This is a genomic window from Agromyces fucosus, from assembly GCF_004134865.1.
Lineage (GTDB): Bacteria > Actinomycetota > Actinomycetes > Actinomycetales > Microbacteriaceae > Agromyces > Agromyces fucosus.
The window spans coordinates 608,821-634,853 of sequence record NZ_SDPO01000003.1; the positions used below are offsets into that span (position 1 = coordinate 608,821).

27 protein-coding genes are annotated in these 26,033 nt (G+C 69.8%); 21 read left to right on the forward strand and 6 right to left on the reverse strand.

Annotated elements, in window-relative coordinates; translation table 11 throughout:
• Positions 1–32: 32 nt before the first annotated feature.
• The 12 genes from folE (at position 33) to ESP57_RS14325 (ending at position 12,223) form a co-directional block, all read left to right on the forward strand.
• Positions 33–629 (forward strand): GTP cyclohydrolase I, encoded by a 597-nt coding sequence (gene folE / locus ESP57_RS14275; RefSeq protein WP_056011120.1) that lies wholly within the window; start codon positions 33–35, stop codon positions 627–629.
• Positions 622–1,434 (forward strand): dihydropteroate synthase, encoded by an 813-nt coding sequence (gene folP, locus ESP57_RS14280; protein WP_129232058.1) that lies wholly within the window; start codon positions 622–624, stop codon positions 1,432–1,434. Before folE ends, folP begins: the two co-directional genes overlap by 8 nt.
• Entirely contained in the window at positions 1,427–1,813 is a 387-nt protein-coding gene (folB, locus tag ESP57_RS14285) for a dihydroneopterin aldolase (RefSeq protein WP_235507731.1), read from the forward strand. Before folP ends, folB begins: the two co-directional genes overlap by 8 nt.
• Positions 1,810–2,295 carry a 2-amino-4-hydroxy-6-hydroxymethyldihydropteridine diphosphokinase gene (gene folK, locus ESP57_RS14290; protein ID WP_129232059.1) on the forward strand — a complete coding sequence of 162 codons (486 nt, stop codon included), beginning with the start codon at positions 1,810–1,812 and terminating at the stop codon, positions 2,293–2,295. The genes folB and folK overlap by 4 nt, the downstream gene beginning before the upstream one ends.
• Positions 2,292–2,765 (forward strand): DUF3180 domain-containing protein, encoded by a 474-nt coding sequence (locus ESP57_RS14295; protein ID WP_115961069.1) that lies wholly within the window; start codon positions 2,292–2,294, stop codon positions 2,763–2,765. Before folK ends, ESP57_RS14295 begins: the two co-directional genes overlap by 4 nt.
• Positions 2,758–3,345 (forward strand): PH domain-containing protein, encoded by a 588-nt coding sequence (locus tag ESP57_RS14300; RefSeq protein ID WP_129232060.1) that lies wholly within the window; start codon positions 2,758–2,760, stop codon positions 3,343–3,345. Before ESP57_RS14295 ends, ESP57_RS14300 begins: the two co-directional genes overlap by 8 nt.
• Positions 3,342–5,132, forward strand: a complete 1,791-nt coding sequence (locus tag ESP57_RS14305; protein WP_129232061.1) for a PH domain-containing protein — start codon at positions 3,342–3,344, stop codon at positions 5,130–5,132. The genes ESP57_RS14300 and ESP57_RS14305 overlap by 4 nt, the downstream gene beginning before the upstream one ends.
• Positions 5,122–5,880 (forward strand): Rossmann-like and DUF2520 domain-containing protein, encoded by a 759-nt coding sequence (locus tag ESP57_RS14310; protein ID WP_129232062.1) that lies wholly within the window; start codon positions 5,122–5,124, stop codon positions 5,878–5,880. The genes ESP57_RS14305 and ESP57_RS14310 overlap by 11 nt, the downstream gene beginning before the upstream one ends.
• Positions 5,877–6,743 (forward strand): pantoate--beta-alanine ligase, encoded by an 867-nt coding sequence (gene panC, locus ESP57_RS14315; RefSeq protein ID WP_129232063.1) that lies wholly within the window; start codon positions 5,877–5,879, stop codon positions 6,741–6,743. The genes ESP57_RS14310 and panC overlap by 4 nt, the downstream gene beginning before the upstream one ends.
• Positions 6,744–6,916: 173 nt before the next feature.
• Positions 6,917–8,449 carry a lysine--tRNA ligase gene (gene lysS / locus ESP57_RS14320; RefSeq protein ID WP_115961084.1) on the forward strand — a complete coding sequence of 511 codons (1,533 nt, stop codon included), beginning with the start codon at positions 6,917–6,919 and terminating at the stop codon, positions 8,447–8,449.
• Between the two features lie 61 nt (positions 8,450–8,510).
• The gene (locus ESP57_RS18485; RefSeq protein WP_157377077.1) at positions 8,511–8,660 is read left to right on the forward strand and encodes a hypothetical protein; all 150 of its coding nucleotides are present in this window, start codon (positions 8,511–8,513) and stop codon (positions 8,658–8,660) included.
• 275 nt (positions 8,661–8,935) lie between these two features.
• The gene (locus ESP57_RS14325) at positions 8,936–12,223 is read left to right on the forward strand and encodes a prealbumin-like fold domain-containing protein (RefSeq protein WP_129232064.1); all 3,288 of its coding nucleotides are present in this window, start codon (positions 8,936–8,938) and stop codon (positions 12,221–12,223) included.
• A gap of 101 nt (positions 12,224–12,324) precedes the next feature.
• Here ESP57_RS14325 and ESP57_RS14330 read toward each other — a convergent pair whose 3' ends face one another.
• Entirely contained in the window at positions 12,325–15,105 is a 2,781-nt protein-coding gene (locus ESP57_RS14330) for a family 20 glycosylhydrolase (RefSeq protein WP_129232065.1), read from the reverse strand.
• A 108-nt stretch (positions 15,106–15,213) separates the two neighbouring features.
• Between ESP57_RS14330 and ESP57_RS18490 the strand changes: the two genes are divergently transcribed.
• Together ESP57_RS18490 and cls are read left to right on the forward strand one after the other, a co-directional pair.
• Positions 15,214–15,390 carry a hypothetical protein gene (locus ESP57_RS18490; protein WP_056011093.1) on the forward strand — a complete coding sequence of 59 codons (177 nt, stop codon included), beginning with the start codon at positions 15,214–15,216 and terminating at the stop codon, positions 15,388–15,390.
• A 5-nt stretch (positions 15,391–15,395) separates the two neighbouring features.
• The gene (gene cls / locus ESP57_RS14335; protein WP_056011090.1) at positions 15,396–16,862 is read left to right on the forward strand and encodes a cardiolipin synthase; all 1,467 of its coding nucleotides are present in this window, start codon (positions 15,396–15,398) and stop codon (positions 16,860–16,862) included.
• 82 nt (positions 16,863–16,944) lie between these two features.
• Here the strand turns inward: cls and ESP57_RS14340 are convergent, their stop codons facing one another.
• On the reverse strand, positions 16,945–17,994 hold the full coding sequence (locus ESP57_RS14340) for a pirin family protein (protein ID WP_129232066.1): 1,050 nt from the start codon (positions 17,992–17,994) through the stop codon (positions 16,945–16,947).
• A gap of 60 nt (positions 17,995–18,054) precedes the next feature.
• On the opposite strand from ESP57_RS14340, the gene ESP57_RS14345 reads away from it, so the two are divergent.
• Positions 18,055–18,537 carry a hypothetical protein gene (locus ESP57_RS14345; protein WP_129232067.1) on the forward strand — a complete coding sequence of 161 codons (483 nt, stop codon included), beginning with the start codon at positions 18,055–18,057 and terminating at the stop codon, positions 18,535–18,537.
• Here ESP57_RS14345 and ESP57_RS14350 read toward each other — a convergent pair.
• Together ESP57_RS14350 and ESP57_RS14355 are read right to left on the reverse strand one after the other, a co-directional pair.
• Entirely contained in the window at positions 18,530–18,778 is a 249-nt protein-coding gene (locus ESP57_RS14350) for a helix-turn-helix domain-containing protein (RefSeq protein ID WP_115961102.1), read from the reverse strand. The two genes, ESP57_RS14345 and ESP57_RS14350, sit on opposite strands and share 8 nt — an antisense overlap.
• A complete protein-coding gene (locus tag ESP57_RS14355) occupies positions 18,778–19,401 on the reverse strand; it encodes a hypothetical protein (protein WP_129232068.1) in 624 nt (207 codons plus the stop codon). The genes ESP57_RS14350 and ESP57_RS14355 overlap by 1 nt, the downstream gene beginning before the upstream one ends.
• Positions 19,402–19,576: 175 nt before the next feature.
• On the opposite strand from ESP57_RS14355, the gene ESP57_RS14360 reads away from it, so the two are divergent.
• The 3 genes from ESP57_RS14360 (at position 19,577) to ESP57_RS14370 (ending at position 23,467) form a co-directional block, all read left to right on the forward strand.
• Complete coding sequence (locus ESP57_RS14360) at positions 19,577–22,105, forward strand: ATP-dependent Clp protease ATP-binding subunit (protein ID WP_056011076.1); 2,529 nt, start codon at positions 19,577–19,579, stop codon at positions 22,103–22,105.
• 78 nt (positions 22,106–22,183) lie between these two features.
• Positions 22,184–22,687, forward strand: coding sequence for an amino-acid N-acetyltransferase (locus tag ESP57_RS14365; RefSeq protein ID WP_056013160.1), 504 nt, complete (start codon positions 22,184–22,186; stop codon positions 22,685–22,687).
• 153 nt (positions 22,688–22,840) lie between these two features.
• Positions 22,841–23,467, forward strand: a complete 627-nt coding sequence (locus tag ESP57_RS14370) for a hypothetical protein (RefSeq protein WP_129232069.1) — start codon at positions 22,841–22,843, stop codon at positions 23,465–23,467.
• Here the strand turns inward: ESP57_RS14370 and ESP57_RS14375 are convergent.
• Positions 23,461–23,772, reverse strand: coding sequence for a hypothetical protein (locus ESP57_RS14375; RefSeq protein WP_129232070.1), 312 nt, complete (start codon positions 23,770–23,772; stop codon positions 23,461–23,463). The two genes, ESP57_RS14370 and ESP57_RS14375, sit on opposite strands and share 7 nt — an antisense overlap.
• Before the next feature lie 346 nt (positions 23,773–24,118).
• On the opposite strand from ESP57_RS14375, the gene ESP57_RS14380 reads away from it, so the two are divergent.
• Positions 24,119–24,529: a hypothetical protein gene (locus ESP57_RS14380; protein ID WP_056011065.1), complete on the forward strand. Its 411-nt coding sequence runs from the start codon at positions 24,119–24,121 to the stop codon at positions 24,527–24,529.
• Between the two features lie 42 nt (positions 24,530–24,571).
• On the opposite strand, the gene ESP57_RS14385 is transcribed toward ESP57_RS14380, so the two are convergent.
• Positions 24,572–25,084 (reverse strand): DUF3237 domain-containing protein, encoded by a 513-nt coding sequence (locus ESP57_RS14385; RefSeq protein ID WP_235507730.1) that lies wholly within the window; start codon positions 25,082–25,084, stop codon positions 24,572–24,574.
• 113 nt (positions 25,085–25,197) lie between these two features.
• On the opposite strand from ESP57_RS14385, the gene ESP57_RS18495 reads away from it, so the two are divergent.
• Complete coding sequence (locus ESP57_RS18495) at positions 25,198–25,641, forward strand: hypothetical protein (RefSeq protein WP_056011062.1); 444 nt, start codon at positions 25,198–25,200, stop codon at positions 25,639–25,641.
• Entirely contained in the window at positions 25,593–26,015 is a 423-nt protein-coding gene (locus tag ESP57_RS18500; RefSeq protein WP_279387797.1) for a heavy metal-responsive transcriptional regulator, read from the forward strand. Before ESP57_RS18495 ends, ESP57_RS18500 begins: the two co-directional genes overlap by 49 nt.
• Positions 26,016–26,033: the final 18 nt, after the last annotated feature.

Below are 26,033 nucleotides of genomic sequence, written 5' to 3' on the forward strand. Positions count from 1 at the left end.
ACGGCGAGTCCGTCGACCCGAAGAAGGGGAACATGGCCGGAGTGGACGCCGAGCGCATCCAGCGTGCAGTGCACGAGATCCTGCTCGCGATCGGTGAAGACCCGTCGCGACCGGGCTTGGAGCGCACGCCCCAGCGCGTTGCCGAGGCCTACGCCGACTTCTTCGGCGGACTCGACGTCGATCCGCTCAGTCACCTCGCCGACTCGGTTCCGATCGGGGCGACGGATGCCGGCGTGCCCGCGACCTCCGACGCGGTTGTGCTCCGCGACCTCGCGTTCCGGTCCGTCTGCGAGCACCACCTGCTCCCGTTCGTCGGCACCGCGCACGTGGCGTACCTGCCGGGCGACCGGGTGGTCGGGCTCGGTCGCATCCCCGCGGTCGTCGACACCCTCGCGCGCCGGCCCCAGCTGCAGGAGCGGCTCGCCGAGGAGATCGCCGACGCGCTCGTGGCCGGACTCGACCCGAAGGGCGTCCTCGTCGTGCTCGACGCCCAGCACCGCTGCGTGACCACGCGCGGCTCCCGGCAGGAGCGGAGCTCCACGGTGACGATCGCGAGCCGCGGTGCGCTGTCGGAGCCGGCCGCCCGGAGCGAGATCATCACGCTCATCGGGGCCCAGACGAATGCCTGATCGCACGCTCGTCATGGGCGTGGTGAACGTGACGCCCGATTCGTTCAGCGACGGAGGCCGCTGGTTCGACGCCGATGCCGCGATCGCGCACGGGCTCGAGCTCGTGGCCGACGGCGCCGACATCCTCGACGTCGGGGGAGAGTCCACACGTCCGGGGGCCGCCCGGGTCGAGCCCGAAGAGGAGCTGCGCCGCGTCGTGCCCGTCATCAGGGAGCTCGCCGGCCGCGGCATCCGGGTGAGTGTCGACACGATGCGCGCCGCCACGGCGCAGGCCGCGGTCGAGGCTGGGGCCGAGATCATCAACGACGTGTCGGCGGGCCTCGCCGACGCGGCGATGGGCCCGATCGCGGCCGAGACGGGCGCACGCTACGTCGCCATGCACTGGCGCGGCCACTCCGACCGCATGGACTCGCTCGCCGAGTACGCCGACGTCGCCGTCGAGGTGCGCGACGAGCTCGCCCAGCGGGTCGACGCGCTCGTGGCGGCCGGGGTCGACCACGAGCGGCTCATCCTCGACCCAGGGCTCGGCTTCGCCAAGCGCGGCGACCAGAACTGGGAGCTGCTCGGCCGGCTCGACGTGCTCGCCGGTCTCGGGCTGCCGATGCTCGTCGGCGCGTCGCGCAAGCGGTTCCTCGGCGCGATGCTGCCGGGCGACGCATCCGTCACCGACCGCGACCTGCCGACGGCGGTCGTGAGCGTGCTCGCCGCGCAGGCCGGCGCGTGGGCCGTGCGGGTGCACGACGTGCAGGGCACGCGTCGAGCCCTCGACGTCCTCGGCGCATGGCAGAGTGGACGACGTGACTGAACTGCGCAATCCCGGGCGAGGCGACCGGATCACCCTCACCGGGCTTCGTGTGCGCGCCCATCACGGCGTGTTCGACTTCGAACGCGTCGAGGGGCAGGAGTTCGTGATCGACGTCTCGGTCGCCGTCGACCTCGCGGCAGCAGCGGCATCCGACGAACTCGACCGCACGGTGCACTACGGCGAGCTCGCCGAGGCCGTCGTCGCCGCGGTCGAGCGCGATCCCGTCGACCTCATCGAGACCGTCGCCGAGCGGGTCGCCGCGGTGGCGCTCGGCTTCGCCGCCGTCGACGAGGTCGAGGTCACGGTGCACAAGCCGCAGGCGCCCATCACCGTGCCGTTCGGCGACGTCGCCGTCACGATCGTGCGGGGCCGGGCATGACGCGCGCCGTCATCGCGTTCGGGGCGAACCTCGACGACCGCGAGGCGACCATCGCCGCCGCGGTGCGGGAGATCGCCGAGGCATCCGGCGTCGAGCTCGTGGCCGTGTCGCCGGTGTACGAGACCGCGGCCATCAAAGACAGCGGTGTCGACGTCGACGCCCCCCGTTACCTGAACGGCGTCGTCGTCGTCGAGACGCTGCTCGAGCCGCACGCCCTGCTCGAGCTGCTGCAGCGCATCGAGCTCGAGCACGGCCGCGTGCGCACCGAGCACTGGGGCGACCGCACGCTCGACCTCGACCTCATCGACGTCGCGGGCGTCGTGCTCGACGACGAGCGCCTGACGCTGCCGCACCCCCGGGCCTGGCAGCGGGCGTTCGTGCTGGCGCCCTGGCTCGACGTCGACCCCGACGCCGAGCTCGCGGGTCGCGGACCGATCGCCGCCCTGCGCGCCGCCGCTGACGATGAGGTGGAGCGCCGATGAAGCGCACGCATCCGTCGACCATCATCGCGTTCGTGCTCGCGGGCATCGTCGCCGGGTATCTCATCGACCTCGCGATCGTCTCGAACGGGTCGAAGGCGATCGTGCCGCCGCTCTCGCTCCCGATCACCCTGGCGGGCGTCGCGGCGCTCGTCGTGGCCTTCGCCTGGCCGATCCGCCGGGCCGTGAAGGGCAAGGCGACCAAGCACCTCGACCCGTTCCGGGCCATGCGCACCGCCGTGCTCGCGAAGGCCTGCAGCCTGAGCGGGGCCCTCATGCTCGGCTTCGGTCTCGGCATCACCCTGTTCCTGGTGACCCGCAGCGTCGTGCCGTCGCCGGCCACGATCTGGCTCGCGATCGCCACCGCGATCGGCGCGGCACTTCTCATGGCCGGCGGCCTCATCGCCGAGTTCTTCTGCACGCTGCCGCCCGACGACACCGACACCGAGAAGGAAGAGCACGCACATGCCTGAGGCGCCCGGCCTCCAACCCGATGAGACCGTGCACGACGAGGCGCAGCCGCACCAGCAGCCGCAGCATCTCGGCGATGCGCAGCCGCCCTTCGACGATGCGCAGCAGCCCGAGGCATCCGACACCGGCTGGCTTCGGGTCTCGCCCAAGTACGTGCTCGTCGAGGTGGTCGGATCGATCATCGGCATGCTCGTCTTCGTCGGGCTCGCGCTCGGGGCCTACTTCCTGCTGCACTGGCAGTGGGCGCTGTGGGTCGCCGGGGCGATCGCCCTGGTCTCGCTCGTCGGCATCGCGTTCGAGCCGCGCCGCGTGCGGTCGATCCAGTACCGACTGCGCGCCGACGACCTGCTCTTCCGCCGCGGCATCATGTTCCAGCGACAGGTCGCGGTGCCCTACGGTCGCATGCAGCTCGTCGACATCACCCGGGGTCCCGTCGCGCGCGCGCTCGGCCTGGCCGACCTCAAGTTCGTGACCGCGGCCGCATCGAGCGCCGTCACGGTGCCCGGACTGCCGATGGCGGAGGCCGACCGACTGCGCGACGAACTCGTCGCCCTCGCCGAGTCGCGCCGGGCGGGACTGTGAGCGGTCCGGTCCGCCCGCAGGGAGTGGTGAACCTCGCCGACGGCGAGTGGCACCGGCTCCACCCGGCGAGCCCGTTGCTGCGCGGCGGCCTCGTGTTCATCGCGGTGATCGGCTTCATCATCGCGAACCTGCGCGAGCGGGTCATCGAGATCTTCCTGGCGATCTTCGCGCCCGAGTCGACCGCGCCGATCGACGCCGAGTACGGCGAGTGGCAGCAGGACTGGGCCAACGACCCGGTCGGCGGCATCGTGGTGAACGGGCTCGTGGGCTGGGCGCTGCTCGCCCTCGCCGCGGTCATCATCGCGGTCGTCATCGGCTTCTGGCTGTCGTGGCGCATGCACACGTTCCGGGTCACGCCCGAGGCGGTCGAGGTTCGCAGCGGCATCCTCTTCCGCTCGCACCGGAGCGCCAGGCTCGATCGCATCCAGGGCATCAACGTCAACCGTCCGCTCTTCGCGCGGCTCTTCGGCACCGCGAAGCTCGAGATCTCGGTCGCCGGGCAGTCGGCGAACGTGCAGCTCGCCTACCTCGGGTCGGCCCTCGCCGACGCGCTGCGCGCCGACGTGCTGCGCCTCGCATCGGGCGCGCGCGCCGAGCGGGCGCAGGGTGCGGTCGCTCCGGCTGCAGGAGCGGTCGACGGCCGAGCGGATGCATCGTCGGTCGTCGCTCCCGGAGTCGTGGCGGTTCCCGGCACGGCTCAGGAGCCCGGCGCACCCGCTGCGGCAGCCGATGCTCCTGCTGCCGACGGTACCGGCGCAGGCGTTCCTGCGGTCGGTGCCGCAGGCCAGCGCACCCCGGTGAGCGCCCGGGCCGGCGCACTCGTGACCCAGCGCGTCGACGAGTTCCTGGCCCCCGAGCTCGATCCCGACCTCGCGCCGCCCGAGTCGGTCGTGCACCTGCCGCTCGGCAGGGTCATCGGCTCGACGCTGCTCGGCGGATCGACGATCTGGGCGATCATCCTGGTCGCGATCATCGTCGTCGGCGTCACGACCGGCCAGATGTGGGTGCTCTTCAGCTTCGTTCCCGCGGCCATCGGTCTCGTCAGTTACACGTGGTCGCGCATCACGAAGTCGCTGCGCTACTCGATCGCCGGCACGCCCGACGGCGTGCGCATCGGGCACGGTCTGCTCTCGACCGGCAACCAGACGATCCCGCCGGGGCGCGTGCACGCCGTCGAGGCCACCCAGTGGGTGTTCTGGCGGCCGTTCGGCTGGTGGTCGGTCCGCATCAACGTCGCCGGACAATCGGTCTCCGCTTCAGGCGAGGCGGCGCAGCGCACGATCGTGCTTCCCGTCGGCACCGCGGCCGATGTCCACCGGGTGCTCGCCCTGCTCCTGCCCGATGCCGCAGCCGAGGTCGAGGCCCTCGTCGACGCCGGTCTCGTGGGCCGCGGCGACGCCGGCGGCTTCTCAGTCACCCCGAAGCGCGCCGCATGGTTGCGACCGTTCTCGTGGAAGCGCATCGGCCTCGCCGAAACGGCCGGCGTCGCCGTCATCCGTCGCGGCGCACTCATCCGCAGCCTCAGCCTGGTGCCGCTCGCACGCATGCAGTCGGTCGCCGTGTCGGTCGGTCCGATCGAACGCGCGCTCGACCTCGCGACGCTGCGGCTGCACACGGTGACCGGCCCGGTCAGCGCGCTGCTGCCCGTCGCCGATCGCACCGTCGCGGCCGCGCTCTTCGAGCGACTCGCGCACGAGGCGATCGAACGTGCGGCGATCGACACCTCCCACCATTGGGGGGCCGTGCCGGCCCCTGCCAACGAGACGGAGTCCCTCCATGTCGACTGATCGACCCGGACGGCTCGGCGTCGGCACGATCGGCGCCGGTCGCGTGGGCGCCGTGCTCGCCTCGGCGCTCGCCGGGGCCGGACACGCCCTCACCGGCATCGCGGCGGTCTCCGAGGCGAGCCGGGAGCGGGCGGCGACGATGCTGCCCTCGGTCCCCGTGCTGCCGATTCCCGAGATCATCGAGCGCAGCGAGCTCGTGCTGCTCGCCGTGCCCGAGTCCGAGCTCGGCCCGCTCGTGGCGGGTCTCGCCGACGCGGGCGTCTGGCAGCCGGGTCAGCTCGTGCTGCACACCGTCGCCCGGTTCGGCACCGGAGTGCTCGAACCGGCGCGGCTCGCTGGCGCCATCCCGCTCGCCGTGCACCCGGCGATGAGCTTCACGGGCACGAGCATCGATCTCGCCCGCCTGCCGGGCACCTGGTTCGCGGTCACCGCGCCGGCACCCGTGCTCCCGATCGGCCAGGCGCTCGTCGTCGAGATGGGCGGCGAGCCCGTGATCGTGGCAGAGCGCGATCGCGGCGCCTACGGAGAGGCGATCGACACCGCCGTCTCGTTCTCCAGCGCGATCGTCGACCAGGCCAGCGGAATCCTCTCCGGCATCGGCATGACCCGGCCGGGCGCGGTGCTCGCCCCGCTCGTGCGCAGCACTGTCGAGAACGCGCTCGCGCGGCATGACAGCGGCGCATACGTCGATGGTGCCGATACGATCGACGAGGCCGATTCCGACTGGCCGCTGGGGGGTGGCGCGTGACCGGGTCCGCATCGGGCGCACGTGTCGTGCCCACCATCGCCGAACTGCGCGAGCGCCTCGCCGAGCGCCGCGCGGCCGGGGCATCCGTCGCGCTCGTGCCGACCATGGGCGCGCTGCACGCCGGCCATCTGGCACTCGTCTCGCATGCTCGCGAGCTCGCCGACGTCGTCGTCGTGTCGATCTTCGTGAACCCGCTGCAGTTCGGCCCGAGCGAAGACCTCGACCGTTACCCGCGCACGCTCGACGCCGACGTCGAGGCGCTCGACGGGCTCGGGGTCGAGTTCGTCTTCGCACCGACGGTCGCCGAGATGTACCCGAACGGCCCCGTCGGCACGATGCTCACCGCGGGCCGCGTCGGCTCGCTCTACGAGGGTGCCTCCCGCCCCGGCCACTTCGACGGCATGCTGACCGTCGTCGGCAAGCTGCTCAACATCGTGCGTCCCGACGTCGCGGTCTTCGGCCAGAAGGACGCGCAGCAGGTGTTCCTCGTGCGCCGCATGGTCGACGACCTCGACGTGGCGACCTCGATCGAGGTCGTGCCGACCGTCCGCGAGACCGACGGCCTCGCGCTCTCGAGTCGCAATCGCTTCCTCGATCCCGAGCACCGCGCCGCAGCGCTCACCCTGAGCGAAGCGCTGCGCGCAGCGGATGCCGCGGCGCCCGACGGCCTCGCCGAGGTGCTCGCCGAGGGTGCCGCCGCGTTCGGCGACCACGACGACGTCACCCTCGACTACCTCGTGGTCGTCGACCCCGAGACCTTCCTACCCGTCGCCGACGACGCGCGCGGGCCGGCCGTCGTGCTCGTCGCCGCGCGGGTCGGTGCGACCCGCCTCATCGACAACGCCGCCATCACGCTCGGCTGACCTCGCGCCTGCGCACGCCGCCCGCCAGGGTTTCGGACAACTGCGCAGAACCGGAGCGGAGGGCGATGTCTCGCCGACGTCGCGCAGATCTCCGCGGTCGTGGCCGAGGGACGGCCGCGGCGCTCGCCCAAGTAGGCTGGTGCACGCACCTTTTCGCACGACGAGAGAGAACGATGGCCGAGAATCAGACGGATGCCGCGCCCGAGCCCACTGCCGAGGAGATCAGCGCTGCTGAGATCTCCGAGCAGAAGGCCGTGCGCCTCGCCAAGCGCGAGCGGCTGATCGCGGCATCCGACGACCGCGCCTTCGGTGCGTACCCGGTGCGCCTGCCGATCACGGCGACGATCCCCGAGGTGCGCGACCGCTTCGTCGGGCTCGGCGTCGACGAGGCGAGCGGCGAGCAGGTCGGCGTCGCCGGCCGCGTCGTGCACTCGCGCAACACCGGCAAGCTGTGCTTCGCAACGCTCCAGGCCGGCGACGGCAACCGCATCCAGGCGATGGTCTCCCTCGCCGAGGTCGGCGAGGAGTCGCTCGCCGAATGGAAGGAGCTTGTCGACCTGGGCGACCACGTCTTCGTCGCCGGCGAGGTCATCACGAGCCGACGCGGCGAGCTGTCGATCATGGTCAAGGAGTGGCGCATCGCCTCGAAGGCGATCCTGCCGCTGCCGAACCTGCACAACGAGCTCTCCGAAGAGATGCGCGTGCGCAGCCGCTACCTCGACCTGATCTCCCGCGACCAGGCCCGCAAGAACGTCATCGACCGGGCGAAGGTCAACGCGAGCCTGCGACGCACGTTCGACTCGCTCGGCTTCATCGAGGTCGAGACGCCGATGCTGCAGGTGATGCACGGCGGGGCATCCGCTCGCCCGTTCGTCACGCAGTCGAACGCGTTCGACACCGAGCTGTACCTGCGCATCGCTCCCGAGCTCTACCTCAAGCGCGCCGTCGTCGGCGGCATCGAGCGCGTCTACGAGATCAACCGCAACTTCCGCAACGAGGGCGCCGACTCGACGCACTCGCCCGAGTTCGCGATGCTCGAGGCCTACGAGGCGTACGGCGACTACAACACGATCGCCGATCTCACGCAGCAGCTCATCCAGGATGCCGCGCTCGCGACGTCGGGCTCGCACGTCGTGACCTGGGCCGACGGCACCGACTTCGACCTCGGCGGCGACTGGGCGCGCATCTCGATGTACGACTCGCTGTCCGAGGCGATCGGCGAGACGATCACCTCCTCGACCCCGGTCGAGCGGCTGAAGCAGCTCGCCGACGACGCGGGCGTCGAGGTCGACCACCCGCTGCCCGGCAAGTACGTGGAAGAGCTCTGGGAGCACCACGTGAAGTCGGGCCTCGTTCGGCCGACGTTCGTCATGGACTTCCCGCTCGACACCTCGCCCCTCGTGCGCGAGCACCGCTCGATCCCGGGCGTGGTCGAGAAGTGGGACCTCTACATCCGCGGCTTCGAGCTCGCGACGGGCTACTCCGAGCTCGTCGACCCCGTCGTGCAGCGCGAGCGCTTCGTCGAGCAGGCGAAGCTCGCCGCCGGCGGCGACCCCGAGGCGATGCGCCTCGATGAGGAGTTCCTCCGCGCGCTCGAGTTCGGCATGCCGCCGTCGGGCGGCATGGGCATGGGCATCGACCGGCTGCTGATGGCCCTCACCGGCCTCGGCATCCGCGAGACGATCCTCTTCCCCCTGGTCAAGTGAGTCGAACCGGTCACGTGAGTCGAACCGGTCACGTGAGTCGACGAGAGAGCGGATGCCGCGCATGAACGACTACCTGCCGAAGGGCGAACTCGAACCCGACAAGGACCCGAAGCGCCCGTCGAACATGCGGCTCGGCATCTGGATCGTGGTGGGCGCGATCGGCCTCTACCTGCTCGGATCGGGCGTTTGGGGCATCATCACCGGCGGCTGAGCCGGATTTCTGTAACGATTCGGACTCGATTCGCGGACGAACCGTGTCCCCCATGTGAACCGCTCCGGAAGCTGCGGCCTGCGTCGATGCCGGGTCCGTCGAGCGGGGTGTACCCCGATTCGCCGAGCCCGTGAAACGAAGGCCGTCGATCGCCGCCGCACCGCCGCCCGCGTGGCCCGTTCGGGGGGCGCGAGGAATCCTCGAGAAGCGCTACTTTCGCCTCATGTGACCACCCGGCTTCGGTGCCGGGTGAACCCGAACACAGGAGTCCGACCGTGGTTCAACAACGCCCCCGCACCGCGCTGCTCGCGACTGGAGCACTGCTCGTCGCGCTCATCGCACCCGTCGCCTTCGCGACGTCCGCCGCCAACGCGGCCGACGTCGGCGGTCTCGCGACCGGGTTCCAGATCGACGGCAACAAGAACGGCGGCTCGCCGCCCGACACCTTCGACTGGGACTCCTTTCTGACTGCGCCGGTACCCGACGGCAGCTACACCTTCACGCCCACCGGCACGTATACGACAGCCGACGGCAATGAGTCGACCGGCATCGTCGACGCGAGCTTCTCATGGGACAACGATTCCGACGGCTGCGAGGCCGCCGACGCGACCGGCCTGCCGGGCAGCCAGGTGGCCGACGACAACCCCTGGGACATCGCGCCCGCCAACGTCAACGCGAAGGCCAACGGCTGCAGCTCGGCGTCGGCCTACGAGATCGTCGACGTCGCGGGCGTGGACCACTACGTGCTGTACCAGTACTGGACGCGGCTCGAGGGCAACGGCGACATGAGCACGTACCAGTTGCTCCAAGGCCCCGTCCCCGGGCGATGCGACGACATCCTCGTGGAGTTCAACTACGACTCCGCGGGCGACACGACCGAGGTGAACATCCTCGGCTGGGTGGGCGAATGCGCCGAAGGCGGGGCCGGCACCTGGGAGATCCTCGCGGCCGACTTCCCGCATGACGCGGCGGTCGGCGCCCGCGTCGAGGGTCCCGACCTTCCCGGTGAGCCCGCGACCTTCGGCGAGATCGCCGTGGACCTCACCGCTGCCGGGCTGTTCGACGGCGAAGGCTGCACGGGATTCCGTGCGGTCGGTTACGTGACCCGCACCGGCAACAGCTCGAACGCGCAGCTCATCGACTTCGTCGGTCCGGGCTCCGACCCGCTCGTCATCGCGACCTGTGGCACGATCTCGGTGGCCAAGGCCAGCAACCCTCCGGGCGTCGAGTCCGGGGAGATCTTCGACTACGACGTCACCCGTTCGGGCGGTGGCGACGTGCACGGTGAGACGATCGTCGGCACCAACCTCCTCGGTCAGCCCCTCGTCGATGCGGATCCGACACTCCAGGGCATCTCGGGCACCATCGGGGTCGGCGACTCCCACGCATGGGGGCCGATCAACGCCGGCGATGACTACGAGCTCACCGAGACCTTCGACGCCGCCGAGCCGTGGGCGCTCGAATCCATCGTCTGCACCGTGACCAATCCTGGCACCGGCCAGCAGGAGACCTACACGCTGGTCGACGACGGCGAGCCGACGGGGGAGGAATTCGCGGTCTACCCGAACGTCAACACCGGTTGCGTGATGACCAACTCGACCTCGTTCGTCGAGGTCGAGAAGATCACCCTGCCTGACGGCTCGGCCGAACTGTTCGACTTCACGATCGACGGGCAGGGGTTCGACCTGGCCGACGGTGAGACCGAGACCTTCCAGTTCGCTCCCGGGGCCGAGGTCGACGTCGTGGAGACCGTGCCCGACGGATGGGACCTCGTCGACGTGACCTGCGATCCGGCAGGCGACGCCATCGAGTTCGGCGAGACGGTGACCACGACGGCCGGCGCGACAGTGCACTGCGCGTTCACGAACGAGCAGGCCGGCAGGATCATCATCAACAAGGTCGTCGAGGGCCTCGACGACGCCGAGTTCCTCTTCGCGAGCGAGACGCTCGGCGACTTCTCGATCACCACGGTCGGCGGCGTCGGGTCGGAGGACTTCCCCGACCTCGTCCCCGGCGCCTACGCGGTCGCCGAGACGCCGATCGACGGATACGACACGACGAACCTCGTCTGCACCGATCCCGATGGCGGCACGGTCGTCGACCTCACCGACTTCTCCGTCGACATCGACCTCGACCCGGGCGAGACGGTGGAGTGCACCTTCACCAACACCGAGCGCGGGATCATCCTCGTCGACAAGGAGACGATCCCCAACGAATACGACCAGGACTTCGGCTTCGTCTTCGACGGCGGTGACTCGCACGAGGAGTTCACGCTCAATGACGCGAACGACGACGAGGTCGACCCGTGGAACTCGGGGCTCATCGTTCCTGGCACCTACACCGTCGACGAGACGGTGCCCGAGGACTGGACGCTCGAGGGCATCTCCTGCGGCACCGTCGAGGGCGACGGAACGACGATCGAGCTCGCGCCCGGCCAGGTCGTGACCTGCGTGTTCACGAACGCGGCGGTCCCCGGCTCGGTCGAGCTGGCCAAGTCGGTCGAAGGCGTCTCCGACGACTTCGCGTGGAGCTTCGACTTCACCCTCACCGAGGAGCCCGATGGTGCGCCCGTCACGCAGACGGTCGACAGCTCGGCACTGCCGGACTCGGCGGTCGCGCTGTGGGAGGACCTCACGGTCGGCTCCACGTACACGCTGGTCGAAGACGAGCTGCCGTTCGGCTGGACCGCCGATGACATCGTCTGCACCGGTCTCGAGGACGCCGACACCGAGACGGCCGGGTTCCAGTTCGAGGTGACGCCCGGGCTCGAGCTCGAGTGCACCGCGCTGAACACGGCCATCCCGACGGAGGTCGATCTCCTGAAGTCCGTGACCGGTCTCCCCGATGGGGCGGCGTGGTCGTTCGACTTCACGCTCACCGGACCCGACCAGGCGGGCGACGTGCGCACCGCCACGAACGCCGAACCGGTCGTCGGCTGGGACGGGCTCATCCCCGGCCTGAGCTACACGATCGTGGAGAGCGCGACGCCGGGGTGGGTGAACGGTGACATCACCTGCACAGCGGGCGAGGGGCCGTACGGCGATCTCGATCCCGAGGCCGATGGGTTCCAGTTCATGGCGATGCCGGGACTCGTCCTCCTCTGCGATGCCGACAACGAGGCGCTTCCGGGCATCATCACGGTCACCAAGTCGACGGTCGGCGGAGACGGCACCTTCGGCTTCGTGCTCACCCAACTCGGCTCCGACGGCGACCCGCGAACGCGCGAGGTGACCACGGTCAGCGGAACGGCGGAGGCGGTCTTCGAGCTCGTCGATGCCGGGTTGCGCTACTCGATCGCTGAGACGCCGGTCGAGGCGGGCTGGTCCGCCGGGCCGATGATGTGCGAGGTCACTCCGGCGGGCGGCGGCGACGCCGTCGCGATCGACGCAGCCGACTTCGAGGTGGCGCCCGGTGACGAGATCGCGTGCGCCATCACCAACACGTTCCACCCGCCGATGCCCGTGACGGGCGTCAACCTCGCGGCCGGTGGGGGGATCGCGCTCCTCCTCCTGCTGGGTGGTGGACTGCTGTTCCTGCTCCGTCGGCGCCAGGCCGCCGAGTAGACCGTCCCCGGCGGGCTCGAACACGAGTCTCCCGGACAAGCTGAAGGCGAAGGCCCGGTCGATCCCGAGGATCGACCGGGCCTTCGCCCGTCTCATTCCATCTACCCGCAGCTGCGCGCGTCGTACCCGATGGTCTTCGCGGCCGAGACCGTCGCGCCGTCGGCGGTACGGGTCGCCGTGACGGTCACGTCACCGGCGGGCACGCTCGCCGAGCGCACCGCGAACGAGTTGGTGGCGTTCTTGCCGGCCGCGACGGCCGAGAACGACTTCTCGCCGAAGGCGGTCTGCATCGTCAGGTCGATCGGCGCCGTCTCGCCGCTCGTCGCGCGCACGACCACGTACGCCTTCGACCCGAGGCAGCGGGTCTCGGCGGTCGCCTCGAACGCGACGGTCTCCTCGGCCCCGACCTGCACGGTGAACTCGGCGACGACCCGGCCGTCGGAGCCGACGACCCGACCGCTGCGCGAGCCGCCCGCGTCGTACGCGTGCGAGCCCGAGATCACGTAGGCGCCCGAGGAGTTCAGCACACCGCGCACCTGCTCCGCGGTGAACGTCGCCGGAGAGGTCGCGCCGTCGCCCCACTCGATCGTCGCGCCGAACGCGCCGTCGAACTCGCTCTTGCTGATGCCGTCGGCGTCGTTGACGAGATCGGCCGCGATCGTCGCGCCGCCGGCCGCGGCCTTGGTGCCCGGCGCGAAGAACCGTGCGACCTGGAGCGTCGTCGGCGCAGCGACATCCGCTTCGGCATGCAGGCCTGCGCCCTGGGCGAACCAGGTCGCCTGGGAGGTGTCGTAGTAGTTGACGCCGGCCGCGGTCAGGCGTGCGCCCACCACGCCCACGCGCTGCGTGAAGTCGGTGACGTCGCGTTTGGCCTGCGGCGACCATCCCATCTCGGCGTGGGCGATCGCCCTCGGGAACATCATGAACTCGGCCTGGTCGCCGCCGCGGATCGTCTCGCTCCACATCGGCGCCTCGGGCCCGGCGACCTGCGCCTCGGTGAGCCCGCTGACGAAGGTGCCGGGGTTCCACGAGTAGTACTGCGTGAGGTCGCAGATGCCCGAGCACGCCCAGGTGAGCCCGATCGGCGTCTTCGCGTTGTACTTCATGTCGAGGTACGAGCTCGAGCCGCGGGAGGCGACGATCTTGGCACCGGCCGCTGCGGCAGCGGGAAGCTCCGCGGTCGAGCCGGCCCAGTACTGCACCTTGTCGCCGGCCTGCAGCGCCGACGTGGTGCGAGCGATCTCGTTCCAGCCGTTGGCGCTCTTGCCGAGACCATGCACGATGCCGAGCACGCGTGCCACGAAGGCGTTGAATTTCGCCTGGCCGTAGCGCGCCACCATGTCGTGCGACTCGTCACCGCCGACGTGGATCAGGTCGCCGGTGGTCAGGCCCGAGAGCTGGCCGAGCACGTGCTGGATGAAGGTGAAGGTCACCTCGCTGTCCGGGTCGAGGTAGGAGTATCCGACGGCACCCGAGCCGTTGTGCGGTGCGGTCGGCTGCGTCGCCGTCGCGGGGTGCGAGGAGCCGGGGGTGTTCAGCTGCGGGATCGCCCCGAGCGCCGCGTTGGTGTGACCCGGCAGGTCGATCTCGGGCACGATCTGCACGAACCGCTCGTCGGCGTAGGCGACCAGTTCCTGGTAGTCGGCCTGCGTGTAGAAGCCGGTTCGACCGGCTTCGCCGCCGTAGCCGCCCTGCGTCATCGCCCTGGCGCCCGAGACCGTGGTCAGCAGCGAGTAGTCGATCGTGTCGCCTGCGGCGCGGCCCTCGTTCGTGATCTCGATCCGCCAGCCCTGGTCGTCGGCGAGGTGCAGGTGCAGCACGTTCATCTTGAACGACGCGATCGCGTCGATGATCTCCTTGACCTCGTCGACGGTCTGGAACGAACGTGCCACGTCGAGCATGACGCCCCGGTAGCCGAAGCGCGGGGAGTCCTCGATCTCGAGGGCGGGCGTCGTCCACGCGGCCTGCACGACCGTCGGCGACTCCACGGCGGCCGGGAACAGCTGCCGCAGCGTCTGCGCACCGTTGAACGCGCCGTGCGCGTCGGCCGCGGCGATGCGCGCTCCGCTCGCGGTGGCGCTGAGCTCGTACGCCTCGGCGTTGCCGCCGCCGACCGCGGCGTCGGAGGCGAGCACGATGTCGGATGCCGCGGGCTCACCGGTCTCGACCACCGGCAGCTCGTACCCGGTCGAGGCGCGGAGCACCTCGGCGAGACGGGCGGCCGATTCGCCGAACGCGGGAGCCGTGATGATGCGGGATGCCGCCGAGAGGGAGAAGCCGGCGCCGTCCTGCGGGGTCACGGTGGCCGGGATCGGCACGAGTCCGAGCGGCGCGACCGCCTTCGGCTCTGCGCCGGTCCACGCCTCGAGCTCCCACAGGGACATGCCGTAGAAGCTGGAGCCGATCGGGGTGCGCTTGATGCCCTGCATGCGCACGTAGGAGACCTCGCCGGCCGCGGTCAGCGGTACTCGGTCGATGCCGTCGCAGGTGCCGTTCAGCACGCCGCTCGCATCGGTCCATGCGGTGCCGTCGTCGGACACCTGGATCTTGTACTGCGCGGCGCAGGCCGCCTCCCACCGGAGCGTCACGTGATCGAGCGTGGTGGGCGCGGCGAGCTGCACCTGGAGCCAGGCGCTGTCGCTGTAGTTCGAGGACCAGCGCGACTGCTCGCCGTTCGGCAGCAGGCCGCGCACGCCGTCGTTGGCCATGGGCGCCGCCCATTTCGCGAGCTCGGCGCCCGACGCGGTGGCGACGCCGCCATTGGTGGACAGGGCCACGTTCGTCGAAACGGGCTCGGCGTTCGCCGCGGGCACGGCGATCAGGCTTCCGGCCAGCAGCGCACCTCCCAGTATCGCCATGGTCCGGTGCAGTGAAATCGTCATCGATCCTCCTTGTTCGCCCCACGGGCTGGAACCTGGGGCGAGCTTAGTATGTTAGGGAAACTAAGCAAAGGGGTCATCACGAGATATCGCGGGTAGTCTGGTGGTCCTATGGACGAATTCTGGGCGAATGCGATCTGGTCGCTCGCGCCGACCGTGCTCATCGGGCTGATCTTCTGGTTCGTCATGCGCGCGGTCATCCACGCCGACCGCAACGAGCGCAAGGCCTACTCCCGCATCGAGGCTGAGGAGCGGGCCAAGCTCGCCGAGCACCGACCGGCAGCCTGACCGGCATGACGTCGGAGCAGACGGCGCTCCTCTTCGCCGGCATCGTCGTCGTCATCGACCTGATCATCCGTGTCACCGCGATCATCGTGGTGCCGCGAAACCGCCGCCCGACCGCTGGCATGGCCTGGCTCCTCGCGATCTTCTTCCTCCCGTTCATCGGGGTGTTCTTCTTCCTCCTCATCGGGAATCCGAAGCTGCCCAAGCATCGTCGGCAGAAGCAGGCCGAGGTCGACCGCTACATCCGCGAGTCCACGCACGGCGTCGAACGCGTCAGCGACCCGGGGCACTGGCCCGGCTGGTTCGAGGGCGTGGTCCGGCTGAACCGCAACCTCGGCTCGATGCCGCTCATCGGCTCCAACAGCGCGAGCCTCATCGGCGACTACCAGGGCTCGCTCGACGCCATGACCGACGCGGTGCGGGGTGCCAGGCGCTACGTGCACGTCGAGTTCTACATCCTCGCGCTCGACGCGACGACGACGCCGTTCTTCGACGCCCTCGGCGAGGCGGTCGCCCGCGGCGTCGACGTGCGCCTCATGCTCGACCACGTGGCGTCGCTGCGGGTGAAGGGCTATCGCCGGACCCTCAAGCGCCTCACGGACATGGGCGTGCGGTGGCAGCTCATGCTCCCGGTGCAGCCGCTCAAGGGCAAGTACCAGCGACCCGACCTCCGCAACCACCGCAAGATCCTCGTCGTCGACGGGGAGGTCGGCTTCATGGGCTCGCAGAACATCATCGACCGGAGCTACAACAAGCGCAGCAACATCCGTCGCGGCCTGAAGTGGAAAGAACTCGTGGCGCGCGTCGAAGGGCCGATCGTGGCGGGCCTCGACGCCATCTTCGCCACCGACTGGTACCTCGAGACCGGCGAGGAGCCCGTGCGCGACCTCTCGGAATCGCTCGACCAGCCGGGCGAGGCCCAAGACCTCGACTGCCAGGTCGTACCGAGCGGCCCGGGGTACTCGAACGAGAACAACCTCAAGCTCTTCCTCGCGCTGCTCTACGCGGCTGAAGAGCGCATCATCCTCACGAGCCCGTACTTCGTGCCCGACGAGGCGATGCTGCGCGCGATCAGCGGCGCCACGCAGCGGGGCATCCACGTCGAGCTCTTCGTCTCTGAGATCGGCGACCAGGCGCTCGTCTACCACGCGCAGCGTTCGTACTACGAGGCGCTGCTGCGTGCCGGCGTGAAGATCTACATGTACCAGGAGCCGTACATCCTGCACTCCAAGCACTTCACGATCGACGACGACGTCGCCGTGATCGGGTCGAGCAACATGGACATCCGCTCCTTCGAGCTCAACATGGAGGTGTCGCTCCTCGTGCGCGGAGCGTCGTTCGTGCGCGAGATGCGGGCCGTCGAAGACGGGTACCGCCGGCACAGCCGCGAGCTGACCCTCGACGAGTGGATGAGGCAGCCGCTCCGCTCGACGGTGCTCGACAACCTCGCGCGGCTCTCCTCGGCGCTGCAGTAGTCCGAGCGGAGCCCGGGAAGCGCCCGGGCGGATGCCGCGGCGCTCGTCCGTCCGTCGGGCCGTCGGGCCGCCCGAGGCCGTGCTAGTTGCGCGGCTTCAGGTGCACGGTCGGCAGCTCGGGCGCGGGCAACGGCGCACCGTCGTACCCGGCGACGTCGCCGAATCGTCCGTCGGGGTTGTCGCGGCCGACGACATCGGCCTGCCACTGCCGTCGGAACTCGACGATCTCGTCGTGGTCGCGGCCGATGAAGTTCCACCACATGACGAGCGCTTCCTCGAACGGCACGCCGCCGAGGAGGATCACGCGCACCGGGGCATCCGCTGCTCGAAGCCGCACGCCCTCGTGGCCGACCGGCAGGTAGCCGAGCTCGCTCCGCTCGAGCACGCCCGTGCGGCCGGTCTCGGCGAGCGGCACGAGGCGGTGCGAGTCGTCGACCTCGCCGTCGAGCGCCGCCACGGTCACTCCGACCGGGCCGAGGTCGACGAGCAGCCCGTGCTCGAACGACGGGTCGAGTTCGATCCAGGCCTCGCCGCCCGCAGGCAGTTCGATCTGCGCGCCGACGAGGGGTGAGAAGAGCGAGACGGATGACTCGGCCGCAACGCCAGGCAGCGACCCGGCGAACACGCGCACGACGGCATCCTCGACCGGCACCTCGTCGATCTCCGCGTGCTCGAAGAACGGCGCGACGTGGCGGGCCGCGTCGGGCAGCGCGACCCAGAGCTGCACGCCGTGCAGGCGCGTCGTCTGCGGGGTCGAGACCTCGGAGTGCGAGATGCCCCGCCCGGCGGTCATCAGGTTCACCGCACCGGGGCGCACCATCTCGTGGCTGCCGGTGCTGTCGCGGTGCTCGATCTCGCCCTCGAAGAGCCAGCTGACCGTCTGCAGGCCCGTGTGCGGATGCGGCGGCACGACCATGCCGCCGGAGACCGTGACGTCGTCGGGGCCGTAGTGGTCGGCGAAGCACCAGGCGCCGATCGTCGTGCGGCCGCGCTGGGGGAGCGTGCGGCGCACGTTCATCGCCCGCGGGCCGCCGAGCGGCACGTCTCGCGGCTGGAGCACGGCGATCGCCGGGGCAGCTGCGCCCTCGGGCGGACAGAGCAGTTCAGCCGGGTCGCGCTCGAGGTTGCTCATGCCGAAAATACTACGCGCGGCACCCGCCCGCGGAACGGGGCCGACCGTTAGCATGACCGTATGGCTCCTTCGCAGCGTCTTCGTCGTGCCGGTCTCCTCGCCCTGGCGGTCTCGTCGGTGTTCCTCCTCTCGGCGTGCAACCCGCCGTCGACGGCTGCCGAGAACTTCCCCGGCGTGCCGACCGAGGCCGACGCCGACGTGGTCGACGTCGACTCGGGCACCGATGCGGCGGGCGACACCGAAGAGCCGCCGTCGTCCGAAGACGGCCCGGTGGTCGTGTGGTGGGCCGACGGCGGTCAGCTCGCGCTCACGATCTCGGGCAGCTCGACGTGTCCCGTCATCGGCGATCAGATCCGCGTGCTCGAGCCTGCCGGTGAGGGCAATCGCGTCGCGATCGACCTCGTCGAGCAACCTGCCGACCAGATCTGCACGATGGACTTCGTGCCGCACACCACCCTCTTCTGGACCCCGACGACCGTGACCACCACGGAGCCTCTCGTCGTCGAGGTCGCCGACACCGAGGTCACGGTTCCGGTCAAGTAGTCGGGCCACGTCCGGGTCGGAGCACCAGCAGCTCGCCGATCTCGCAGTCGAGCACCTCGCAGACCGCCTGCAGCGTCGAGAAGCGGATGGCGCGGGCGCGGTCGTTCTTCAGCACGCTGAGGTTCACGACGCTCACGCCGACGAGCTCGGCGAGGCGGGTGAGCGTCATGCCCCGGTCGGCGAGCAGCTCATCGAGCCGGCAGTGGATGTCGGTCGCCTCGTCGGGCTCGGCCGGCGCCATCAGACGAGACCCTCGGTGTCGCGCTGCAGGCGCTCGCCGACTCCGAAAACGGTCGCCGCCGTCGCTGCGATGAACGTCAGGAGGATGAGCGGGAACAGGTCGACCGAGATCACCACGTTGTCGAAGGTGCGTTCACTGAGCACCGCGAAGGCGCCGTTCGCTGCCATGTTGCCGAAGAAGGGCACCGCGAAGAAGCCGACGATTCCGACGAATCCCGCGGTGGTGACGAGCAGCGTGTTGGCGCGGCTGAAGACGATGCTCCGGCTCACGTTCCAGGCGAGCCAGACGAGGCAGGCCACCACGCTGACGACGACGACGGCCAGGACGAGCTGCTGGATGACGAGCGCGGCGAGCGATGCGGCCGGCAGCGAGGGCGCGGTGATGATCGCGCTGTCGAGCTCGATCGCGACGGGCGCCCCGTCGATGCCGATCGGCGCATCGGCCGTCGTGCCCGCGAACTCGGCCTGCACCGCGACATCCTGATTCGGCAGCACCTCGATGATGCGCGCGACGGCCGACCAGACCGCCCAGGCGGCGATGCCGACGCCGGCGGCCATGAAGGCCCACAGGGCCACGGCATCACTGCGCTTGACGGCTGGGGCGAGGGTGGTGGTCGCGCTCATGATCTCCCTAACGAATATCGATACCAACGATAAACGATATGTTAGGGCTGTCGATCCGGGTTCGTCAACCGTCGAACGTGATGCGCCCACGGCGAACAGGGCCCCACGAGGCATCCGCCTTGTTTACGCTCGATGTATCGGCGCCCCTTCCCAGCGGGGTCGTGAGGAGTAGAGCATGTTCGAGAGATTCACCGACCGAGCCCGTCGTGTCGTCGTCCTGGCCCAAGAAGAGGCCAAGATGCTCAACCACAACTACATCGGCACCGAGCACATCCTGCTCGGGCTGATCCACGAGGGTGAGGGCGTCGCCGCCAAGGCGCTCGAGTCGCTCGGCATCTCGCTCGACGCCGTGCGCGAGCAGGTGCAAGACATCATCGGCCAGGGCCAGCAGCAGCCGACCGGGCACATCCCGTTCACGCCGCGCGCCAAGAAGGTGCTCGAGCTCTCGCTCCGCGAGGCCCTGCAGCTCGGCCACAACTACATCGGCACCGAGCACATCCTGCTCGGGCTCATCCGCGAGGGCGAGGGCGTCGCAGCCCAGGTGCTCGTGAAGCTGGGCGCCGACCTCAACCGCGTGCGTCAGCAGGTCATCCAGCTGCTCTCGGGCTACCAGGGCAAGGAGCAGGTGCAGGTCGGCGCGAACGAGCAGCAGACCCCGCAGGGCGGCTCGCAGATCCTCGACCAGTTCGGCCGTAACCTCACGCAGGCCGCGCGCGAGTCGAAGCTCGACCCCGTGATCGGGCGCGAGAAGGAGATCGAGCGGGTCATGCAGATCCTCTCGCGTCGCTCCAAGAACAACCCCGTGCTGATCGGCGAGCCCGGCGTCGGCAAGACCGCCGTCGTCGAGGGCCTCGCGCAGGCCATCGTCAAGGGCGAGGTGCCCGAGACGCTCAAAGACAAGCAGCTCTACTCGCTCGACCTCGGCTCGCTCATCGCCGGCTCCCGCTACCGCGGCGACTTCGAGGAGCGCCTGAAGAAGGTCACGAAGGAGATCCGCACGCGCGGCGACATCATCGTCTTCATCGACGAGATCCACACCCTGGTGGGTGCCGGTGCCGCCGAGGGCGCAATAGACGCCGCCTCGATCCTGAAGCCGCTCCTCGCACGCGGCGAGCTGCAGACCATCGGCGCCACGACGCTCGACGAGTACCGCAAGCACTTCGAGAAGGATGCCGCGCTCGAGCGTCGCTTCCAGCCGATCCAGGTCGCCGAGCCGTCGCTGCCCCACGCGATCAACATCCTCAAGGGGCTGCGCGACCGCTACGAGGCGCACCACAAGGTCTCGATCACCGACGGTGCGATCGTCGCCGCGGCGAACCTCGCCGACCGCTACATCTCCGACCGGTTCCTCCCCGACAAGGCGATCGACCTGATCGACGAGGCCGGAGCGCGCCTCCGCCTCTCGATCCTCTCGAGCCCGCCCGAGCTGCGCGAGTTCGACGAGAAGATCGCCGTCGTTCGCGCCGCGAAGGAGACGGCCATCGAGGAGCAGGACTTCGAGAAGGCCGCATCGCTCCGCGACGAGGAGAAGAACCTCCTCGGTGAGCGTCTGCGCCTCGAGAAGCAGTGGAAGTCGGGCGACGTCAAGACGACCGCGGTCGTCGACGAGGGCCTGATCGCCGAGGTGCTCGCGCAGGCCACCGGCATCCCCGTCTTCAAGCTCACCGAAGAGGAGTCCTCGCGACTCGTCTTCATGGAGAAGGCCCTGCACGAGCGCGTCATCGGTCAGGAGGAGGCCATCTCGGCCCTCGCCAAGACCATCCGCCGCACCCGTGCCGGCCTGAAGGACCCGAAGCGGCCCTCGGGCTCGTTCATCTTCGCCGGCCCCACGGGCGTCGGCAAGACCGAGCTCGCCAAGGCGCTCGCCGAGTTCCTCTTCGACGACGAGGCGGCGATGATCTCGCTCGACATGTCGGAGTACGGCGAGAAGCACACGGTCTCGCGCCTGTTCGGCGCCCCTCCCGGGTTCGTCGGCTTCGAAGAGGGCGGCCAGCTCACCGAGAAGGTGCGCCGCAAGCCGTTCAGCGTCGTACTCTTCGACGAGATCGAGAAGGCCCACCCCGACATCTTCAACTCGCTCCTGCAGATCCTCGAAGAGGGCCGGTTGACCGATGGCCAGGGCCGCGTCGTCGACTTCAAGAACACGGTCATCATCATGACGACCAACCTCGGCACGAAGGACATCTCGGGCGGCCCCGTCGGGTTCCAGCTCGAGGGCGACTCCCGCACGGGGTACGACCTCATGAGCGGCAAGGTGAAGGAGGAGCTGAAGAAGCACTTCAAGCCCGAGTTCCTGAACCGCGTCGACGAGATCATCGTCTTCCCGCAGCTCTCCAAGCCCGAGCTCCTGCAGATCGTCGACCTGTTCATCAAGCGGCTCAGCGAGCGCATGCTCGACCGCGACATGACGATCGAGCTCACGCAGTCGGCCAAGGAGCGGCTCATCGAGGTCGGGTTCGACCCGTCGCTCGGTGCCCGTCCGCTGCGGCGCGCGGTGCAGCACGAGGTCGAAGACCGTCTCTCCGAGAAGATCCTGCACGGCGAGCTCAACGCGGGCGACCACGTGCACGTCGACTTCAAGGACGGCGAGTTCCTCTTCACTACGACGCAGCGCGAGCTGCCCGTGGCGGTCGGCGTGAACACCGCCGCTGCGATCGGCACCGGTCCGGTGAGCCCCGACCTGGCGGCCGCGTCGGGCGAGTAGCCGACACGATTCGAAGGGCGGATGCTGCGGGATCCGCCCTTCGTCGTTCCCGCCGTCGTGCGGGAATACGATGGCAGGATGACCGAGTTCCACGTGCGCCGCGCGCGCACGAACGATGTGCCGAAGATCATCGAGCTGGTGGAGCCACTCGTGCAGCGACGCATCCTGCTCGGCAAGGAGCGCGTCGACCTCTACGGCGCCGTGCAGGAGTTCCGCGTGGCGGAGGCCCCCGACGGCCGTCTCGTCGGCGCCGGCGCGCTGCACGTCATGTGGGAGGACCTCGGCGAGGTGCGCACGCTCGCGGTCGACGATGCGTGGCTCGGCCACGGCGTCGGCCATGCCCTGCTCGCGGCACTCGAGCAGGAGGCCCGTGAGCTCGGCCTCTCGCGGCTGTTCTGCCTGACCTTCGAGACCGGGTTCTTCGGCCGCCACGGCTTCGTCGACATGGGCTCCGAGACGGTCGACCCCTCGGTGTACGCCGAGCTCGTACGGTCGAACGACGAGGGCGTCGCCGAGTTCCTCGATCTCGCGCGGGTGAAGCAGAACACGCTCGGGAACACGCGCATGCTGAAGCATCTCTGACGAGCGGCGACAGCTCGATCCGAGGGATCCGCGTCACGGCCGATCCGAAACGGTCCGACCCGAGCTGAGCGAGCGCTGGGACGTCGCTGAGACGAGATGCGGCACGCCGGGCGGATGCCGGGGGCGCGCCCGTCCCGGCCGTACCCTGTGTGCATGTCGACGAACACACCGACCGGGCGGCAGTCACCGCAGGTGTACCGTCGTCGCCGCATCGTCGTACTCATCGGCCTGCTCGCGGTGATCATCGCGATCGTGCTCGTCATCGTTCGGCCGGGGGCCAGCCAGGGCGAGGAGCCCGTCGCCTCGCCGAGCGCTGAGCCGTCGTCGGCACCCGAGACGACCTCGATCCCGACGGAACCCACCGCGGCAGACGGGGACCCGTGCGCCCCCGAGAAGATCCTGGTCGAGGCCGTCACCGACAAGTCGTCGTACGAGCCGGGGGAGTCGCCGCAACTCTCGGTCACGATCACCAACACCGGCAAGAACGTGTGCGTGCTGAACGCCGGCACGAAGGCGCAGGTCTTCACCGTCACGAGCGGATCCGAGCAGTACTGGACGTCGACGGACTGCCAGGTCGACGCGATCGACGCCGAGGTCTCGTTGACGCCCGGCACCCCGGTCAGCTCGAGCGTGCCCATCATCTGGGATCGCACGTACTCGACGCCGGAAACGTGCACCGGCGCCCGCGAGACGGTGCCGGCGGGCGGCGCCTCGTACCACCTCGCGGTGACGGTCGATGGCTTCGCCTCGGCCGAGCAGAAGCAGTTCCTGCTCTACTGAGTGGCGCCCGTGCCGCTGCGCGGAGGACCTCCGCCCTGCCGGCCGTGCGGGTAGCCGGCGAACGCCTGCGTCGAGCCCGCGGGCGGGTCGAAGCGCACGAGCGCATTGGCCGCCTCGAGTGATGGCGCCGACGACATGAGCTTCTGGTCGGCCGGGTCGAGCGCCCACTTCACGACGAGGTAGACATCGCCGCGCTTCACGTCGCGGTAGCGGCGGATGATGGCCTTCGGCACGGCCGGGTCGTTGCGCATGCACAACCAGGTGTCGCCGTCGAACCGGATCGGTTTCGGGAGGCTGCTGGTCACTGGGCTCCTTCGGAGAGGAGCGCGCCGGCCCGCGCGGGATTGCTGATGGTACGAGCGCCGGCGACGTGGTCGCAGGCGGGAGTGCTTCGATGGTACGAGCGCCCGGCGACACGGTCGCAGAGCAGGAAATCGGGTGAATGCGCCGGCGCCGTGGGGTCTACGAGAACGCCGTCGTCTTCGTCGACACCTCGGACCCTCACGGTCCGGCACAGACATCATAGGCCGCTTTCCCCGGAACTCCGCATCCGGATTCGGCGGTGCCCTGAAGTCGTTGAACGGATGCCCCGGAGTGCGCCCTCGGCGGACGGAGGCGGGGCGCGAGGCATCCGCTCGGTACCCTTGAGGAATGGCAGGAAAGGCACGACGGAAGCAGGCGGCGGAGCCCCTCGAGTTCCGCTCGCAGGCGCTCGCAGAGGCGCTCGAACGGCAGGACATCGCGGCGGTCGCGCTCGCGCTGCGCCACGGCAACACCGTGGTGCCGCTCGTGAAGCCGGGGCCCCGCGACAAGCCGCTCGACGGCGGCGAGGTGTGGACCTACCGCGACGCGAAGACCGGCGATGTCGCGCTGTTGCTCTTCAGCGACGCCGCCAACAAGCCCGAGAACCTGCCGCCTGCAGTGGGGTTGCAGAGCCCTGCGTGGCTGCGCAGCTTCCTGAAGCGGCACGAGTCGACGATCACCACGGTGTTCCTCGACATCGCGGGGCCGCATCCGATGCAGGCGCCGCCGGCCGAGCTGCTCAAGGCACTCGAGGCGTAGCCCGCGCCGGAGCCCGCCTCGGCACCGCTCGACCGCACGCGCTCAGCGCAACTCGAACACCCGGATGCAGACCATGCCGGGCTCCGGCCTCGCCATGCCGATGAACTGACGTTCGGCGAGCCAGCGGTGTGCCGCGGCATCCGTCTGGAAGACCGGCGCGGTCCGGTAGTAGAGCTCCTGCTCGGTGACCGGTTCACCGGCCGCCAGCCGCTGCTCGAGGTCGTCGGAGGCGACGTAGTACCCGCGATTCACGACGTCGATCACCGTGCCGTCGTCGGCTTCGAGGAGGTACCGCGCATCGAGCTGCGTGACGTCGCCGCGCGCGATCCACCAGTCGCCGCCGCCGGGCAGCACGCGGCCGTTCAGCCGGGGGCCGACGACGGTTCCGCCCGTGATGGGCGTGAAGCCCAGCGCTTCGGATGTCCCGTGGCCGATGCGGCGCTCGAGGTCGACCTCGACGCGCAGCTCGAAGACGAACTCGAGACTCGGCTCGAGCAGCGTGCTCATCGGGTCGCTCCGCGGGTGTCCGCTCGTGCGTTCGGCATGGTCGTTCATGGCGCTCCTTCGCGTCGCAGGCAACGCTCCACCGTATCGGCAGGGCGGGACTCCGAGCACCGATCGCGCGACCGCTTGACCCTGCACCATGGTTCACCGTCGACACTGACGTGATGACCACCACTTCAGTTCGCACACGCGCCACCATCGACGATTCCTACACCCCCGTTCGATGGGGCCGGGCGGGCGCCGTCTACGACCTCATCGTCACCGTCGGGTTCGCAACGCCGTTCACCGCGCCCCTGCTGCTCGCGTTGACACGCCCCCTGCACGATGCGCTGGACCTGCCGGGTGCGCAAGTGCCAGAGCTGGACCCCGCCGCGCTCATGTTCACGAGCATGTTCGGAGCAGCCGTCACGATGTGGGCGATCGCACGCATCCTGCGGCCCGAAGCCCGATTCATCGCGATCGACACGGTCGGGCGCGCGGTGTTCTCGCTCTGGATGATCTGGGCACTGTTGAATGGGCAGAGCGCGACGATCGTCGTGTTCCTGATCGGGGAGGTCACATGGTTCATCCTGCAGCTCAGCGGTCTGCTCCGACTGCGTCGCCACTGACGACCGGCCCGCTCGCGGGCTCCTCGGGCGTCGCGGTGAGCACCCTGCGGTTCTACGAACGGCAGGGGCTCCTCTCGCCCGAGGGTCGCTCGAGTGGCGGCTATCGCCAGTACTCGCCCGACTCGGTGCGGAGGGTGCGGTTCATCCGCCGCGCCCAGGAGCTCGGGTTCACCCTGCGCGAGGTGCGCGAGGTGCTGGCGCTCTCCGATGAGCCCGAGCGCATCGTGCTCGACGACGTCGCGGATCAGGTCGCCGACAAGCTCACCGAGCTCGACCAGCGCATCGCCGACCTGCAGGGCGTGCGTGCAGCGCTCGCCCTGCTGGTCGAGTCGCCGGTGCACCCGACGTGCCCGGTGATCGACGCCATCGCCTGACTGCGATGGTGGCCTGGC